Source organism: Streptomyces sp. NPDC107517 (genome assembly GCF_055582645.1).
Map to the genome: position 1 here is coordinate 363,871 of NZ_JBVJPM010000006.1, position 16,554 is coordinate 380,424.

The 16,554-nt window shown below is 70.2% G+C and carries 17 protein-coding genes; 11 read left to right on the top strand and 6 right to left on the bottom strand.

All coding sequences use genetic code 11. From position 1 onward, the window contains the following. Positions 1 to 339 precede the first annotated feature (339 nt). On the bottom strand, positions 340 to 807 hold the full coding sequence (locus tag ACZ67T_RS17615) for a DUF2000 family protein (RefSeq protein WP_469985019.1): 468 nt from the start codon (positions 805 to 807) through the stop codon (positions 340 to 342). 85 nt (positions 808 to 892) lie between these two features. Between ACZ67T_RS17615 and ACZ67T_RS17620 the strand changes: the two genes are divergently transcribed. Then, a complete protein-coding gene (locus ACZ67T_RS17620; protein ID WP_469984909.1) occupies positions 893 to 1,687 on the top strand; it encodes a helix-turn-helix transcriptional regulator in 795 nt (264 codons plus the stop codon). A 119-nt stretch (positions 1,688 to 1,806) separates the two neighbouring features. Next, positions 1,807 to 3,018, top strand: a complete 1,212-nt coding sequence (locus tag ACZ67T_RS17625) for an FAD-dependent monooxygenase (RefSeq protein WP_469984911.1) — start codon at positions 1,807 to 1,809, stop codon at positions 3,016 to 3,018. A gap of 11 nt (positions 3,019 to 3,029) precedes the next feature. On the opposite strand, the gene ACZ67T_RS17630 is transcribed toward ACZ67T_RS17625, so the two are convergent. Continuing rightward, positions 3,030 to 3,176: a hypothetical protein gene (locus tag ACZ67T_RS17630; RefSeq protein ID WP_469984913.1), complete on the bottom strand. Its 147-nt coding sequence runs from the start codon at positions 3,174 to 3,176 to the stop codon at positions 3,030 to 3,032. Between the two features lie 96 nt (positions 3,177 to 3,272). Then, entirely contained in the window at positions 3,273 to 3,731 is a 459-nt protein-coding gene (locus tag ACZ67T_RS17635) for a MarR family winged helix-turn-helix transcriptional regulator (RefSeq protein WP_469984914.1), read from the bottom strand. A gap of 147 nt (positions 3,732 to 3,878) precedes the next feature. On the opposite strand from ACZ67T_RS17635, the gene ACZ67T_RS17640 reads away from it, so the two are divergent. Next, complete coding sequence (locus ACZ67T_RS17640; RefSeq protein WP_469984916.1) at positions 3,879 to 4,436, top strand: AAA family ATPase; 558 nt, start codon at positions 3,879 to 3,881, stop codon at positions 4,434 to 4,436. A gap of 80 nt (positions 4,437 to 4,516) precedes the next feature. Here the strand turns inward: ACZ67T_RS17640 and ACZ67T_RS17645 are convergent, their stop codons facing one another. After that, positions 4,517 to 5,317, bottom strand: a complete 801-nt coding sequence (locus ACZ67T_RS17645) for an ABC transporter ATP-binding protein (RefSeq protein WP_469984918.1) — start codon at positions 5,315 to 5,317, stop codon at positions 4,517 to 4,519. A 308-nt stretch (positions 5,318 to 5,625) separates the two neighbouring features. Between ACZ67T_RS17645 and ACZ67T_RS17650 the strand changes: the two genes are divergently transcribed. The 5 genes from ACZ67T_RS17650 (at position 5,626) to ACZ67T_RS17670 (ending at position 10,743) form a co-directional block, all read left to right on the top strand. After that, on the top strand, positions 5,626 to 6,600 hold the full coding sequence (locus ACZ67T_RS17650) for a threonine/serine dehydratase (protein WP_469984919.1): 975 nt from the start codon (positions 5,626 to 5,628) through the stop codon (positions 6,598 to 6,600). A gap of 136 nt (positions 6,601 to 6,736) precedes the next feature. Continuing rightward, positions 6,737 to 8,413, top strand: coding sequence for an NAD(P)/FAD-dependent oxidoreductase (locus ACZ67T_RS17655; RefSeq protein WP_469984920.1), 1,677 nt, complete (start codon positions 6,737 to 6,739; stop codon positions 8,411 to 8,413). After that, positions 8,410 to 9,891 carry an ATP-binding protein gene (locus tag ACZ67T_RS17660; RefSeq protein WP_469984921.1) on the top strand — a complete coding sequence of 494 codons (1,482 nt, stop codon included), beginning with the start codon at positions 8,410 to 8,412 and terminating at the stop codon, positions 9,889 to 9,891. The genes ACZ67T_RS17655 and ACZ67T_RS17660 overlap by 4 nt, the downstream gene beginning before the upstream one ends. Beyond that, positions 9,888 to 10,238: a UBP-type zinc finger domain-containing protein gene (locus ACZ67T_RS17665; protein ID WP_469984923.1), complete on the top strand. Its 351-nt coding sequence runs from the start codon at positions 9,888 to 9,890 to the stop codon at positions 10,236 to 10,238. The genes ACZ67T_RS17660 and ACZ67T_RS17665 overlap by 4 nt, the downstream gene beginning before the upstream one ends. A gap of 205 nt (positions 10,239 to 10,443) precedes the next feature. Continuing rightward, positions 10,444 to 10,743 carry a cupin domain-containing protein gene (locus ACZ67T_RS17670; protein WP_469984924.1) on the top strand — a complete coding sequence of 100 codons (300 nt, stop codon included), beginning with the start codon at positions 10,444 to 10,446 and terminating at the stop codon, positions 10,741 to 10,743. Positions 10,744 to 10,901: 158 nt separating this feature from the next. Here ACZ67T_RS17670 and ACZ67T_RS17675 read toward each other — a convergent pair whose 3' ends face one another. Next, positions 10,902 to 11,354: a hypothetical protein gene (locus ACZ67T_RS17675; RefSeq protein WP_469984926.1), complete on the bottom strand. Its 453-nt coding sequence runs from the start codon at positions 11,352 to 11,354 to the stop codon at positions 10,902 to 10,904. A gap of 186 nt (positions 11,355 to 11,540) precedes the next feature. Here ACZ67T_RS17675 and ACZ67T_RS17680 point away from each other — a divergent pair, with 186 nt between their 5' ends. From ACZ67T_RS17680 to ACZ67T_RS17690, 3 genes are all read left to right on the top strand, one after another. Continuing rightward, positions 11,541 to 12,629, top strand: a complete 1,089-nt coding sequence (locus ACZ67T_RS17680; protein WP_469984928.1) for an NAD(P)H-dependent amine dehydrogenase family protein — start codon at positions 11,541 to 11,543, stop codon at positions 12,627 to 12,629. Beyond that, complete coding sequence (locus ACZ67T_RS17685; protein WP_469984930.1) at positions 12,626 to 13,105, top strand: carboxymuconolactone decarboxylase family protein; 480 nt, start codon at positions 12,626 to 12,628, stop codon at positions 13,103 to 13,105. The genes ACZ67T_RS17680 and ACZ67T_RS17685 overlap by 4 nt, the downstream gene beginning before the upstream one ends. A gap of 266 nt (positions 13,106 to 13,371) precedes the next feature. Continuing rightward, positions 13,372 to 14,595 carry an RNA-guided endonuclease InsQ/TnpB family protein gene (locus ACZ67T_RS17690; protein WP_469984932.1) on the top strand — a complete coding sequence of 408 codons (1,224 nt, stop codon included), beginning with the start codon at positions 13,372 to 13,374 and terminating at the stop codon, positions 14,593 to 14,595. Positions 14,596 to 14,651: 56 nt separating this feature from the next. Here the strand turns inward: ACZ67T_RS17690 and ACZ67T_RS17695 are convergent, their stop codons facing one another. Next, positions 14,652 to 16,295 carry a GMC oxidoreductase gene (locus ACZ67T_RS17695; RefSeq protein ID WP_469984934.1) on the bottom strand — a complete coding sequence of 548 codons (1,644 nt, stop codon included), beginning with the start codon at positions 16,293 to 16,295 and terminating at the stop codon, positions 14,652 to 14,654. Positions 16,296 to 16,554: the final 259 nt, after the last annotated feature.

Below are 16,554 nucleotides of genomic sequence, written 5' to 3' on the forward strand. Positions count from 1 at the left end.
TCGGGTGGCTTTGCACAGAGGCAGCGCGATTGCCGGACGTACGACGCAACGGGCCCTGCCGAAGGGTCGGTTCAGGGGCGTGCGGACACGTGAGGTGTCAGATGTTCGTCGCGGGGGTCCGGTACCGGCCGCGCAGCCGGTGCCGGGCACACCGAGACACCAGGATCACCTCGAACCGTGACCGGGGAACGACGACAGCGGTGCGGTGACGCACGGCCCGGCTCCCCTCACTTGTCACGGCACGCGCTGCGACGTGGGGCAGCGGCGTGAATACGTGGCGAGTGTAGGGAACCGGGCCCGTGCCGGACACCCGATTAAATGCGCCAGCAGGCGCAGCTCTCAGGGATGCATCCGAGCCCCCTTGAGGACCTTGTCGACGGCGTTGCGCGGGCCGTAGACGGCCATGCCGACCAGGTCCAGCTGGTCGGCGGGCACTGCCCGGACCGCCGCACGGTTGTCCCTGTCGTTGCCCGTACCGAACAGCTCCGCCGTGAACACCGCTGTCGGCAGCGAGCGGGACAGGGCGCGTCCGTGCGCCGTGCTCAGGGTCTGCTTCGGCCCCTCGAAGACCAGCACCGGCTGGCGGAACATCGGCAGGTAGGCGGTCGCGTCGGCGTCCTCGTACGGGGCTCCGACCACCTCGGGCGCCGCCGTACCGAGCCCGCTGACCAGGAACGCGGTCACGTTGAGCCGCTGCCAGGGCTCCAGGTCGTCGCGCAGCAGGACGGCGATCTTGGTGTCGAAGCGGACAGGCGCGCGGCTGGGAGGCGCATCCGTTCCGGCCGGGGTCGGCTTCGGCGTCTGCATCGCGGCGTCGGTGGGGGTCTCGTCCATCGTTCTCATGCTTCGAGACTGCGCTGTCCGCCCCGGTCAGGTCTTGTACGTTCCTTGCATGGTGCCCCGGCCGGAGATCTCCGCATGGCGCCCGCAGGTCGCGGGTGTGGTGGAGGTGTTCCACGCCCACTTCACCGAGCACGAGTACCCCATGCACGTCCACGACGCGTGGACGCTGCTGATCGTCGACGACGGCGCCGTCCGTTACGACCTGGACCGCCACGAGCGCGGCACGCCGAACGACACCGTCAGCCTGCTGCCGCCGCGTGTCCCGCACAACGGGTCGCCCGCCACCGCACACGGCTTCCGCAAGCGCGTCCTCTACCTCGACACGACGCAGCTCGACGAGTCCTTCATCGGTGCGGCGGTGGACGGCCCCGATCTCACCGACCCCGTCCTGCGCACCCGGGTCGGCCAGCTCCACAGCGCGCTCGAGCACCGGGGCGACGAGTTCGAGGCGCAGAGCCGCCTGGCCCTGATCGGCGAACGGCTGCGCACCCACCTGCGCCCCGGCTCCGCCGACACCGCGCGGCCCGGCCGGGGCGTCGCCCACGACCTGCGGGACCTTCTGGACGCACGGCTCCTGGACGGCATCGCCCTGGACGAGGCGGCGCGGCTCGTCCACGCCCACCCGACCCATCTCGTACGCGCCTTCAGCGGCGCCTTCGGCATCCCGCCGCACCAGTACGTGATGTCCCGCCGCGTCGATCTGGCCCGCCGCCTGCTCCTCGACGGGCAGCCGCCGGGCGAAGTGGCGACCGCCGCCGGCTTCTACGACCAGTCGCACCTCACCCGGCACTTCAAGCGTGTACTCGGCACCACCCCTGGCCGCTACGCCCGCACCGCGCCCTGAGCGCTTCGGGTGCTTTTAGCGGGTGTTGTCCACGTTCGCGGAACCACTTCCCCCTACCGTCGTTGCACGGATGCCGCCGGGCGCCGATGCCGGGCCGCGACGAGACCCTGGGAGTGAGCGTGAAGGTTGTCTGTGTCGGTGGAGGTCCCGCCGCCCTGTACTTCTCGATTCTGCTGAAGCTCCAGGCCCCTTCGCACGACATCACCGTCTTCGAACGGAACCCGGAAGGCTCCACCTACGGCTGGGGCGTCACGTACTGGCCGGACATGCTGGAGCGGCTCCGACAGCACGACCCGCACTCCGCCGCCGCGATCAGCGAGGGGTCGCTCCGCTGGCGTGACGGGGTCGCCCATGTCGGGCGGCGCACCACGACCCACCAGGGCGACGAGGGCTTCGCCATCGGCCGGCACAGGCTCCTCGACATCCTCGCCCGCCGCGCGGAGTCCCTCGGCGTCGCCATCGAGTACGGCCACGAGATCCCGGACCGCGAACAACTGCCCGACGCCGACCTGGTCGTGGCCGGCGACGGCGCCAACAGCCGGATGCGCGACCGCCACGCCGGCCACTTCGGCACGCAGACCACCCTGGGCAGCAACCCGTACCTCTGGCTCGGCACGACCAAGGTGTTCCGCTCCTTCACCTTCGCCTTCGCGGAGACCGCGCACGGCTGGATCTGGTGTTACGCCTACGGGTACAGCGACGAGCACAGCACCTGCGTCGTCGAGTGCTCCAAGGCGACCTGGCAGGGCCTCGAACTCGACCGCCTGCCCCAGCCGGAGGCCCTGCGCCGCCTGGAGGAGATCTTCGCGTCGCTCCTCGACGGCCACCCCCTCGTCGGCCGCACGGACCTCGGCGGCCCGGCTCCCTGGCAGACCTTCCGCACCCTCACCAACCGGACCTGGTCGCACGGCAATCTGGTGCTGCTCGGCGACGCCGCGCACACCACGCACTACTCCGTCGGCGCGGGCACGACGCTCGCGATGCAGGACGCGATGGCGCTGGCGAGGTCCCTCGCCGAGGCGAAGACGATCCGGCCGGCGCTCTCCCGCTACGAGCAGACGCGCAAGAGCGAGCTGCTGTCCGTGCAGAGCGCGGCCCGGCACAGCGCCCAGTGGTACGAGAACCTCCCCCGTTACATCCATCTCCCGCCGGCCCACATGTTCGCCCTGCTCGGCCAGCGGCACTCCCCGCTGCTCCCCCACATCCCGCCTCAGCTCTACTACCGGATCGACCGGGCGGCCGACCGGTTGCAGTCGCTGCGCAGGCTCAAGCAGTGGCTGGGGCCTCGACTCGCCCGCACCCTCCAGCACCACAACTCCGCGCGTGGGTGAGGAACTTCGGGTCAGAACCGGGTGATCACGACGGCCGTGTCGTCGGAGCTGCCGCCGCGCGGGATCAGCTCGGCGAGCACGGAGTCGGCGAGGCGTTCCGCGTCCGCCGACACGAGGGTGGCGGCCACCGCGCGTTGGACCGCGGGGTGCCCGGACACCCCACGGTCGAACGACCAGGGCGTCCCAGCCGCAGGGGCCGGAGCTCCGATTACGTCATCGGCGGCGTGTCCGAGGGGCGGACCGCCGGGCCGCCGTCAGTGGTGCCAGGCGCGCCCGCCCGTGTTGTGGATGAAGCGCTGAAGCACCTTGAGGGTGGTCAGATACTCCTCGTCCGAGACGCCCGCGTGCCGCTCGGCCCACAACTCCCCCTGGAGCGCGGCCAGTTCGTCGAAGGAATCCTTACCCGCCGCCGTCAGCGAGAGCCGCCCCGCGGCGTCCTCGGTGAGCCAGCCGCGGGCGATCGTCGCGTCGATCTCCTCCGCCAGGACGGCCTCCCCCGCGTCGAGGTAGCCGCTGAGGGTTTCGGACACATCCCCCCGTGTCTTGGCGTGTTCGGCCCGTGCGACCTGCGCGAGGACCCACCACTGCGGCTGAGTGGTGCCCTTCTCCGCGAGGGCGCCCCTGGTGCGGGTGACGACGGCCTTGTAGGCGGCCCAGGCCCAGTAGCCGATGGGCTGCTCGATCAGTTGCGCGTCGTTGTGCGAGTACTCCATGGCTGGTTCGCTCCGTCCGCCGAGTACGTTCCTTCGGCACTTCCGAGCCTAGAAGCTCAACCATGCTTGAGGTCCAGGGCCCGCGACGCAGAAGACCGCTCCGATTTCGGATCGCGCGCGGCGGCCGCGCCCTGGCACCCTGCTGTCATGAGCGATGCGGAAGTGCTTCTCCTCGGTGGACGGGCCGGTGTCGGCAAGACGACCGTGGGCTGGGAGGTGTCGGCCCTCCTGCGCGCCATGGAGGTGTCGCACGCCGTGATCGAGGGCGACTTCATGGGTCAGGTGCATCCGGCGCCGCAGGGCGACCCGCACCGGGCCTCGGTCACCGAGGACAATCTGACGGCCGTGTGGGGCAACTTCGCCCGGCGCGGCTACCGCCGCCTCATCTACACGAACACGGTGAGCGTGCTGCCCGAGACAGCCGGCATGTTCGAACGTGCGATGGGAGCGGGCGTCCGGATGGTACGGGTGCTGCTCACCGCCTCCGACACCACCGCCGGAGAGCGGCTGACCGCCCGCGAGCTCGGCTCGGAGCTGGAGACGGAGCTGCGGGGCAGCGCCCGCAAGGCGCGACTCCTGGACGAGCGGGCACCCTCGGACACCGTGCGGGTGGCGACCGACGGGCGGACGGTCACCGACATCGCCCACGAGGTACTGGCGGCCACCGGCTGGGCCGACCGGCAGCCTGTCACCGGGTGGACCTAGGGCCACCTCTCGTCCTGATCACGCCGGGCTCGCGGGGCCAGGCACCGCTCCCTGGCCCTGCCGGATCCGGACGAAAGGCCCTAGCCGACCGTGCCCGAGCGTGCCAGCCAGCGGCCCCCGTGGCGTGACACCTCGATGGGGCGGCCGAAGCACTCCGTCATCCGGGCGGCCGTCAGCACCTCGTCGGCCGGGCCCCCCGCGAGAACGCGGCCGTCGCGCAGGAGCAGCGCGTGGCCGATCGCCGGCGACAGCTCCTCCAGGTGGTGGGTGACAGTGATGGTCGCCAACTCCCGGCGCCCCTCGGCGAGTTGACGCATCGTGTCGATGAGGTCCTCGCGCGAGGGCAGGTCGAGCGCGTTGAAGGGCTCGTCGAGCAGCAGCAGGGACGGGTCCGCCATCAGCGCGCGGGCGATGAGAACACGGGCCCGCTGGCCGCCGGAGCAGACGCCGTAGGGCCGGTCGGCGAGTTCCTTGATGTCGAGTTCGGCCAGGAGCATGTGCGCGCGCTCGCGCACGTCGGCGTCGTACTTGCGCCACAGCGGCTGCACGGTGCCGGTGTGCCCGGTCAGGACGACGGCGTGCCCGGTGAGGTCCTGCGGTACGCGCTGCGCGCTCGACACCAGGCCGATGTGCGCGCGAAGTTCGCGTACGTCGACCTTGCCGAGGCGGTGGCCGAGGACCTCGACGGTGCCGGTGGTGGGGTGCATCAGGGCGCCGATGAGACGGAGCACGCTGGTCTTGCCGGCGCCGTTGGCACCGAGCAGGGCCCAGTGTTCGCCTGAGCGCACCGTCCAGTTGATGTCGTCGAGGATGACCTGGCCCGTCGTGAACCTGCGCACGCAGGCCCCGTCGAGGGCGGCGACGATCCGTCCGTTGCTCACTGACGCCTCCTGTCGAATGGACCGGCACAGGTTAGCTGCACACGGCATTCAAATGCGGAGATGTCCAGTTCGTGGACCGCGGACCGTGGTCAGGGGCTCTTGACGGTGGCGGGTGGCACCTCCGCGTCGCGCTGCGCGCCAAGGCGCTCCAGGAGGCGGTCGAGCCGGCACGGCGTCCACCCACGCGTACAGGTCCGGACGTCCCGGCACGCCCGCCGGGCCCAGGGCACGGGCGACGGCCGGGGCGCCGACCCCTTCTCGTAGGGTCGTCACCACCAGTCACCGCGCGCACAGCCGAGGAGAAGCTCGTGACCATTGCCTTCGACGACGTACGGGCCGCGGCCGACCGCATCGCGGGGCACACCCGCCCGCTCGTGCCGGCTCCCCTGGGCGACGGGGCGTTCGACGGTGCGTTCGGCGAGGCCGAAGGGTGGCTGGCGCTGGAGTTCATGCAGCACACCGGGTCTTTCAAGGCGCGCGGCGCCTTCAATTTCGTGAGCAGCCACCTGGCGGCGGGCCTGATGCCGGACGCGGGCGTCGTCATCGCTTCCGGGGGCAACGCCGGGCTCGCCTGCGCCTGGGCCGCGGCCCGCCACTCGGTCCGGGCCACCGTGTTCGTCCCCGAGACGGCGCCCGCCGTGAAGGTCGACAGGCTCAGGCTCCTGGGCGCCACGGTCCGGCAGGTCGGCTCGGAGTACGCGGAGGCGCTGGCGGCCTCGCAGAAGTACGCGGCCGAGAGCGGCGCCCTGGAGTCGCACGCGTACGACCACCCGCTGATCGCGGCCGGCGCCGGCACGGTCATGGAGGAGATCGTCCAGGCGCTGCCCGGCGTCGACACCGTCCTGGTGTCGGTGGGCGGCGGCGGACTGTTCACGGGGATCGCCGTGTCGGCGCGGGAGCACGGCGTGCGCGTCGTGGCCGTGGAGCCGGAGCGCTGCTGCGCCCTGCACTCCGCTTTGCGGGCGGGCGCCGTGGTCGACGTCCCGGTCGACTCGGTCGCGGCGGACTCCCTCGGCGCGCGCCGCACCTCCGAGATGGCGCTCGAATGGGCGCGCCAGGACCACGTACGGTCCGTTCTCGTCACCGACGAGGCGATCGTGTCCGCACGTCAGGCCCTGTGGGACGACCGGCGGCTCGCGGTCGAGCACGCGGCGGCCACGGCGCTCGCGGCGGTGACCTCCGGCGTCTACACGCCCGCACCCGGCGAGCGGGTCGCCGTGATCCTGTGCGGCGCGAACACGGACCCCGCCGACCTGACGCGGAGCGCACACCTGCGGTCCTGAGCGTGCGCCCCCACGGGCGTTCCAGCGCAAACCCGGGCGATCGAACCTACGATGGGGTTCTCCGGCCGCTCCCCCGCGCACGCTCGCGGGGACCGCCGCCGGGCGAGACGCCGATGAGTTCGGGGTGGAAGACGCAATGGCACAGGCCGCAGGCCCAGCGCGCACCGTCATTCTGACCGTGGACGACGACCCGGGAGTCTCCCGCGCCGTCGCCCGGGACCTGCGGCGCCGCTACGGCGAGTCGTACCGCATCGTCCGCGCGGAGTCCGGGGCGTCGGCCCTGGACGCGCTGCGCGAGCTCAAGCTGCGCGGCGACCTCGTGGCGGTGATCCTGGCCGACTACCGGATGCCCGAGATGAACGGCATCGAGTTCCTCGAGCAGGCCATCGACATCTATCCGGGCGCGCGCCGGGTCCTGCTGACCGCGTACGCCGACACGAGCGCCGCCATCGACGCGATCAACGTCGTCGACCTCGACCACTACCTCCTCAAGCCCTGGGACCCCCCGGAGGAGAAGCTCTATCCCGTCGTGGAGGACCTGCTGGAGACCTGGCGGGCCACCGACCGCAAGCCGGTGCCCACGACGAAGGTCGTCGGTCACCGGTGGTCGGCGCGGTCGTCGGACGTACGGGAGTTCCTCGCCCGTAACCAGGTGCCGTACCGGTGGTACTCGTCCGAGGATCCGGAGGCCCGCTGTCTGCTGGCCGCCGCCGGTGAGGACGGCTCGCGGCTCCCCCTCGTGATCACCCCGGACGGCACCGCGCTCGTCGAACCCGAGGACGCCGAGCTGGCGGCGCGGGTGGGCCTGGCCACGACGCCGACGGCCGACTTCTACGACCTGATCGTCGTCGGCGGCGGCCCCGCGGGGCTCGGCGCGGCCGTCTACGGCGCGTCCGAGGGGCTGCGGACGGTGCTCGTGGAGCGCTCGGCGACCGGCGGACAGGCCGGCCAGAGCTCACGGATCGAGAACTACCTCGGCTTCCCGGACGGCGTGTCCGGGTCGCAGCTCACCGAACGGGCCCGGCGCCAGGCCGCGAGGTTCGGCGCCGAGATCCTCACCGCCCGCGAGGTGACGGGCCTGGAGGTGAACGGCGCCGCGCGCACCGTGCTGTTCTCGGACGGCTCCGCCGTCTCCGCGCACAGCGTGATCCTCGCGACCGGTGTGTCGTACCGGCAGCTGGACGCCCCGGGCCTCGCGGGACTCACGGGGTGCGGGGTCTTCTACGGTTCCGCGCTGACGGAGGCGAGCGCCTGCCAGGGGCACGACGTGTACATCGTCGGCGGCGCGAACTCGGCGGGACAGGCCGCCATGTTCCTGGCCAGGGGCGCCAAGTCCGTCACCCTCCTCGTGCGCGGCCCGTCGCTGTCCGCCTCGATGTCGCACTATCTCGTCCAGCAGATCGAGGACGCGCCCCACATCTCCGTACGCACCGGCACCGTCCTCGAGGCCGCCCACGGCTCCGGTCATCTGGAACAGCTGACCCTGCGCGACGTGGCGACCGGTCACACCGAGCTCGTCGACGCGCAATGGCTGTTCGTGTTCATCGGGGCGGCGCCGCTGACCGGCTGGCTGGAGGGGACGGTGCTGCGGGACGGGCGGGGCTTCATCATGGCCGGTCCCGACCTGACCCCGGACGGACGGCCGCCCGCGGACTGGGATCTCGACCGCCCGCCGTACCACCTGGAGACCAATGTCCCCGGCGTGTTCGTGGCCGGGGACGCGCGCTCCGAGTCCGCCAAGCGCGTCGCGTCCGCCGTCGGAGAGGGAGCCATGGCCGTCATGCTCGTACACCGGTATCTGGAGCAGTCGTGAACGGGCGCCGGGTTCCGTGCAGCCGCCAGGAAATGGGCTCGCTGTTCCTGTTCGAGAAGCTCGACGCGGACCAGCTCGACCGGCTGTGCCGCGAGGGCCGCGTGGAGGCCTACGATCCCGGGCCCGTGTACGCGGAGGGCGATCCGGCGACCTGCTTCTACGTACTCCTCGAGGGCGAGCTCGTGCTGTCGCGCCGCGTCGGCGCCGACGACGTCGAGGTGAACCGGAGTTCCAGCCGCGGTGTGTACTCGGGCGCCTTCCAGTCCTATCTCGGCGATCGCGCCCCGCAGACGTACAACAGCTCGATGCGGGTCACGGAGCCTTCGCGGTTCTTCATCCTGCCCGCGGACACCTTCGCGGCCGTCGTGCGGGAATGGTTCCCCATGGCCGTCCACCTGCTGGAAGGGCTCTACTTCGGCGTCCGGAGCACCCAGCAGAGGATCGGGCAGCGGGAGCGGCTCCTTGCGCTCGGCTCACTGTCGGCCGGGCTCACCCACGAACTCAACAATCCGGCCGCTGCGGCCGCGCGGGCCACGTCGTCGCTGCGGGAGCGGGTCGCGGGCATGCGGCACAAGCTGGGCGCGATCGCCGCGGGCCCGTACCGGCGGGCCACGCTGGAGACGCTCATCGAGATCCAGGAGCGGACGGCCGACCAGGTGGCCAAGGCTCCCGCACTGACCCCCCTTGAGACATCCGACCGCGAGGACGCCCTCACGGACTGGCTGGACGACCACGGGATCACCGCCGGCTGGCAGCTGGCGCCCAACTTCGTCCAGGCGGGCCTCGACATCGACTGGCTCGACCAGGTCGCGTCGGCCGTCGGCGAGGAGACACTCGAAGGCGCCGTGCGGTGGCTGAACTACACGGTCGAGACCGAGCTCCTCATGAACGAGATCGAGGACTCCACCGCGCGGATCTCCCACCTCGTCGACGCGGCCAAGCAGTATTCCCAGCTGGACCGGGTCCCGTCCCGGTACGCCGACGTGCACGAACTGCTCGACAGCACGCTGATGATGCTCTCCGGGAAGTTCGGCAACGGCATCAAGGTCGTCAAGGACTACGACCGCACACTGCCCGAGATCCCCGCCTACCCCGGCGAGCTCAACCAGGTGTGGACGAACCTGATCGACAACGCGGTATCGGCGATGAACGACGCGGGCGGCGAGGGCACGTTGACCGTGCGCACCGCGCTCGATCGTGACCTTCTGCTCGTGGAGTTCCGTGATACCGGGCCGGGAATCCCCGCCGACATCCGTGACCGCATCTTCGACCCGTTCTTCACCACCAAGCCGGTGGGCGAGGGGACCGGGCTCGGCCTCGACATCTCGTGGCGCATCGTCGTGAACAAGCACCACGGCCAACTCGAAGTGCACTCGGAGCCCGGAGACACCCGCTTCCAGGTGCATCTCCCCCTCACGTCCGCGAACTCCGACCCGGAACCCGTACCCGACCCCGAACCCCCTCAGGAGCCTTCATGAGTACCCTGAACGGAATCGACCCCTCGGTCCCGCCCAGCGGCACCGGCTGCGCCGAGTGCGACGCGCTCGGCGGCTGGTGGTTCCATCTGCGGCGCTGCGCGCAGTGCGGCCACATCGGCTGCTGCGACGACTCACAGGGCAAGCACGCGACGGAACACGCCAAGAGCAGCGGGCACCCGGTGATCCGCAGCTTCGAGCCGGACGAGAGCTGGTTCTGGGACTACAACACGTCCTCGCTCATCGAATCGGGTCCCGAACTCGCGCCTCCGGTCAGCCACCCCGCGACGCAGTCGACCCCCGGCCCTGCGGACCGAGTCCCTTCGAACTGGACCGAGTTGCTGGGCTGAGGGGTTCCCTGGACGGAAGCACTGCGGATCAGGCCCGCCCCGGGGCCGTGAACGTCACGTCCGCCGAGTGCGTCGTCGACCCCGGGCGGCTCCACAAGGTTTTGCGCCCTCCCGTGCCTGTGTTCCACTGACGTCGGATGCCGATCAGGCCTCTGACGTGGGCGTGGGAGCCGACGCCCCATGATCGACAGCAGGGAGAGGTTCGATGACGACGACCGCGAAGCCGAGCGTGCAGCACGAGGACGAGCAGGTGCGGGTGACCCGCTGGGACTTCGAGCCCGACACGCGTACCGGCCGCCACGCCCACGAGCACGACTACGTGGTCGTGCCCGTGGTGGACGGCCGGATCAGCGCGTTCGCCCCTGACGGCACGGTGACCGAGTCGCAGCTGCGCGCGGGCGAGTCCTACGCGCGCCCGGCGGGCGGCGAGCACGATGTCGTCAACACGGGCGGCACATGGCTGGCGTTCGTCGAGATCGAGCTCAAGGGAACATCGAAGGCCTAGGGTTCTTCGTCTGGATCAGGCCGGATCAGGGAGCGGGGCCATGGCGGTCCCCCTGTTCGAGCGAAGCCGAGAACTTGAGGCAGTGCGTGCCGGGCCCCGCGAGCCCAGCTTGATCCAAACGAGAAGCCCCTAGGGCTCGGTCGGACACCTGACGCCGTTCACTTCACGAGGTACTTGCACCCCGCGATCGACTTGCCGTCCTTGTTGTCCGCGACCTGCTTGCCGTCGACCTTGATGACGCAGGCTGCCGGCTCGAGCTGACCGTCCGAGCCGGTCACCGAGCCGGGGACGACCGACACCAGGCTGCCGACCTTCAGTTCGGCGCCCTTGACGGTCAGTCGGGTCGTCTTCGTCCAGGGCAGCTTCACCTGCTCCGTCTTGCTGTCGCCGGCCGTCCACAAGACCTGCGTACTGCCCTGTCCCCGCACCTCGAAGGTCACTTCGCGGGTCGCCTGCTGACCCCCGGCCGGCTTCGAAGCCGCGTGCGTCGGGGCCTTCGACGTGTCCTGCTTCGCCCCGGCCTCCTTGCCGTCTCCCCCGCCGCTGCCGCACCCTGCCAGCAGAGCGGCTGTCGCCACGACCAGAGCAATACCGGTTACTGTCCTGCGCACGTTTCCTCCGTGATCCCCGTACAACTCAGCAGTTCGGCCCGGGCACCACTCGCCCGGGCCGAACTGCTGAGCATACTGGGGCGCCCGGGACGGTCACCCGGTGCGGGAGCCCGTCCGTCCGCATCTCGTGCACCCGTCATGGCTCTGGGCCTAGGAAGGTTCGGGCCCCGGCGCTACCCTCCGCGCATGATTTCGACCGCTGTCTGGGGTACCGGAAATGTCGGGCGCGCGGCCATCCGTGCCGTCGAGGCCCACCCGGCGCTCGAGCTCGTCGCCGTGCTGGTCCACGACCCCGCGAAAGTCGGCCGCGACGCGGGCGAACTCGCGGGTCTCGGCCATGAGTTGGCAGTGAGGGCGAGCGACGACATCGCTGCGGTGCTGGCCGCCCGGCCCCGGGCCGTCGTGTACGCGGCCTCCGGCGACATCCGCCCCGACGACGCCCTCGCCGACATCGCCCGGGCCCTGCGGTCCGGCGCCGTTGTCGTCTCGCCCGCCCTCTATCCGCTCTACGACCACCGAAGCGCGCCGCCGGAGTTCCTGGATCCGATGGTGGCCGCGATCGCGGAGGGAGGCGGCTCCCTGTTCGCATCCGGCGTCGACCCGGGCTGGGGCAACGACGTCCTGCCGCTCCTCGTCAGCGGGCTCGGCAGCACCGTCGACGCGATCCGCTGCCAGGAGATCTTCGACTACTCGACGTACGACCAGCCCGACTCGGTACGGCTCCTGGTCGGCATGGGCCAGCCGATGGACTACGACCCTCCTATGCTGTGGGACACCGTTCCCACCATGGTGTGGGGCGGGCAGATACGGCTGATGGCGCGGGCGCTCGGGGTCGAACTCGACGAGATCCGCGAGACGTTGGACCGCCGCCCGCTCGACGCCACGGTGAGCACGCGCACGATGGGCGACTTCGAGGCCGGCACCCAGGGCGCCGTGCGGTTCGAGGTACAGGGCATCGTCGGGGGCGAACCCCTCATCGTCATCGAGCACGTCACCCGCATCCACCCGTCCTGCGCACCGGACTGGCCGACGCCGCCCGACGGCACGGGGGCGCACCGGGTGGTCATCGAGGGCCGTCCGCGCATCGAGGTCACCGTCGAGGCCGGGGACGAGGGGGAGAACCGGTCCGCCGGCGGCAACGCCACCGCGGTCGGCCGCCTCGTGAACGCCATCGACTGGCTCGTGGACCAGGCCCCGGGCCTGTACGACGCGCTCGACGTCCCGCTGCGCCCCGCAGTCGGAAAGCTCGGCCATCGCGGAAGGAAGCAACGATGATCATCGACATCCCCGAGGGACAGGAACCGATCGGTTACGTCTGGGGGGACATGGTCCCCGGCATCGGCACGGCGGCCGCCAACTTCTCGCTGTCCGTGTACGCCCATACGACCCTGGGGCTGCGGGAGTTCGAGGCGGCCCGGCTGCGGATCGCGCAGATCAACGGGTGCCAGTTCTGCCTGGACTGGCGTACGGACCGGGACGGGGAGAAGGTCGAGGATTCGTTCGCGGACGCGGTGACGGAGTGGCGTACCAGCGACGCCTTCGACGACCGCACCCGGCTCGCGGCGGAGTACGCCGAGCGGTACGCGCTCGATCACCACGGCCTGGACGAGGAGTTCTGGGCCCGGATGACCGCGCACTACAGCCAGGTCGAGATCGTGGAGCTGAGCATGAGCATCGGTTCCTGGCTGGCGTTCGGCCGGCTCAACCACGTGCTGGGCCTCGACACCACGTGCGTACTGCCCACGGCCTGAGGCGCGGGGCCGCGGCCGGCCCCCGCGCTGAGCGCCTGCTATCGCAGCGTCGTCCCTCCCTGCGGAGCAGGGAGGTCTGGTCCTTCTGGACTCCCGGTGCGGAGCTTCATGGCTCGCCTCCCGCCCGGTCTCCGCCCCACGCGTCCAACGATCACGGGCGGGCGCGACAGGACGAACTTGAGCACGAGCGTCAAACAGGAGGACGATCGTGATCAGTTCCGATCTTCCAGGGCGGCGCCCGGGAGGGCACACCTAGGGTGACGTTCATGCAGCTCCGGTACGCCTTCAGGTTGTACCCGGAACCGGGTCAACGCCTCGCGTTGGGCCGGGCGTTCGGGTGCGCGCGAGTCGTGTTCAACGACGCTGTGCGCGCCCGCCAGGACGCCCACGCGGCGGGCCTGCCGTATCCGAGGGCTGCCGAGCTGTCCCAGAACCTGATAACCCGCGCCAAGCGGACCGTGGAGCGGTCTTGGCTGGGCGAGGTGTCCTCGGTCGTGCTCCAGCAGTCCCTGCGCGATGTCGAGGCCGCCTACCGGGCGTTCTTCGCCTCCCTCAAGGGCGAACGCAAGGGCGCGAAGGTGGGGGCGCCGCGATTCAAGTCGCGCAAGGACTCGAGGCAGTCGATCCGCTTCACGGCCAACGCCCGCTGGTCCATCACTGCGGGTGGCAGGCTGAACCTGCCGAAGATCGGCGAGGTGCGGGTGAAGTGGTCCCGCGCCCTGCCCGTGGTGCCGTCCTCAGTCACCGTGATCAAAGACAGTGCGGGCCGGTATTTCGCGAGCTTCGTCTTCGACACCGACCCGGCCGCCGACGCAGGCCGGATGCCCGCCACCGACCAGGCCATCGGGATCGACCTGGGCCTGACCCACTTCGCGGTGCTGTCCGACGGCACGAAAATCGACTCCCCGCGGTTTCTGCGCCGGGCGGAGAAGAAACTCAAGAAGGCCCAGCGGGAGCTGTCCCGCAAACAGAAGGGCTCGAAGAACCGGGCCAAGGCCCGCCTGAACGTCGCCCGCGCCCACTCTCAAGTGGCGGATGCGCGCAAGGAGTTCCACCACCAGCTCTCCACTCGGTTGATCCGCGAGAATCAAGCGATCGCCGTGGAAGACCTGTCGGTCAAGGGCCTCACGCGCACCAAACTGGCCAAGTCGGTCCATGACGCGGGCTGGTCACAGTTCGTGAACATGCTCGCCTACAAGGCGGCCCGGTACGGACGGAGCCTTATCAAGATCAACCGGTTCGAGCCCACCAGCCAGGTGTGCTCGACCTGCGGACACCACGACGGGCCCAAACCCCTGCACATCAGGCGGTGGACCTGCCCCGCCTGCGGCACCGTCCACGACCGCGATGTCAATGCGTCGATCAATGTGAAACAGGCCGCCGGACTGGCGGTAACAGCCTGCGGAGCGAAGGTAAGACCAGAACCCGTTCTGGCACAGCGCGAAGAAACAGGAAGCCGCGGAATCCCAGCAGGAAGCCATGCCGCATAGCGGCACAGCAACCCGCGGGACGGCCAGAATCCTCGGACTTCAGCCCGAGGAGCATGTCAAAGATCAGTGGCGATGATCTTCTCGATGTTCCGCTCGGCGAGCGCCGTGATCGTGACGAACGGGTTGACGCTCGTGTTGCCGGGGATCAGCGAGCCGTCGATGACGTAGAGGCCCGAATACCCGTGCAGGCGGCCGTAGTTGTCGGTGGCCTTGTTCAGGACCGCGCCACCGAGCGGGTGGTACGTGAGGTGGTCGCCCCAGATCTTGTACGTGCCGAAGAGATCGGTGCGGTAGATCGTGCCCTCCTTCGCGTTGATCTTGTCGAAGATCGTCCTGGCCATGTCGATGGAGGTCTGCTTCCAGGCCGTCTGCCAGTTGAGATCAGCCCTGCCCGCCTGCGCGTTCCACGAGAACTCGGCGCGGTGCGGGGTGTTCGTGATCGACAGATAGAACGAGGCGTAGGTCTCGATCCCGGTCGGCAGCGGCGCGACCTCGGCGAACGCTCCTCCGGCGGCCCAGTTGTCGATGCCGCCGCAGGGGATCGACGCCTGGACCTTGCCCGTCGGGTCCCACAGGTGGTTGGCGCGGCCGCACATGACGTTGCCGTTGTCGCCCCAGCCCTTGCCGACCTCGTCGTTCAGGGCGGACAGGGCGCCGGTGGCCTTGAGCTCGACCAGGAGCTTGCTGGTCCCGACGCTGCCGGCCGCGAAGAACACCTTGTCCGCGGTGACGGTCTTGGTGGCCGTGGCCGTGCCGGTGGTGTCGATCTGCTCGATGACGACCGTGTACCCGCCGCCGGGTGCGGGCGCGACCGAAGTCACCCTGTGCAGCGGCGAGATGGAGACCTTGCCGGTGGCCGCGGCCTGGGCCAGATAGGTCTTCTGGAGTGACTTCTTGCCGTGGTTGTTGCCGTAGAGGATCTCGCCGGCGAGCGCCGACGCGGGGACCGTGCCGGCCGCTTCCTGCTTCATGTAGTCCCAGTCGTACACGTCGGGTACGAAGACGAACGGGAAGCCGGAGCGCTGGGCGTGCTTACGGCCGACGCGCGCGAACCGGTAGCACTCGGCGCTCTCGAACCAGGCCGGGTCGACGGTGCCGACGCCTAACGCCGCGTTGGCGCGCGGGTAGTAGGTCGCGTACATCTCGCCGGCGTCGACCGACGGCAGGATGGCGCCGAAGTTCTCGCGCTTGGGCGTGACCGCCATTCCGCCGTTGACGAGCGAACCGCCGCCGACTCCGCGGCCCTGGTAGACGGTGATCCCGCCCATTTCCTCGGCGTCCAGAATCCCGGTGTAGCGGGGGACGTCTTTGTCGAGAGGGAAGCCGAGGAAGTTGCTCAGGGGTTGTTTGGTCTTCGTCCGGAGCCAGTAGGAACGGACGTCCGGGCTGGTCGTGTTGGCGAATATCTTGCCGTCCGGTCCAGGGGTGTCCCAGGCCATCCCCATTTCGATCATGTGGACGTCGACGCCCGCCTGGGCGAGTCTCAGCGCGGCCACGGAGCCGCCGTATCCGGTGCCGACGACGAGGGCGCGGACGTGCGCGCCGGGGTCGATCGGAGCGGCGACGGGCGCGGGTGCTGCATAGGCCGCGGGGGCGTGAGCCGACAGCGCCGCGGCGCTCAGAATAGAACCGGTTCCAGCGATAAAGGTGCGTCGCGAGACGTTCTTGGAACCGATTGCACGCGTGGTGGGACCACTCATGGCACGTTCCTCACTTTCGGTGGAATCGAAACGAGTTCTACTGCCGTCCGCGCATCAAGTCACTACACACGAATGGGTAATTCATGTGCGCCGAACAGGTAACTCGCGTCCACTCGACCCCGGGCGCACCGACGGCCACGGGCGGCCGTCGGCAGCCGCGGAGGAGTTAGCACTGTCACACAGATCCAGGCAAGTCCCTGCATGTAAACAATCGAGCGGGTTACTACACTTCGTCAGGTTGTTCGGCGCCCGGCCGGAC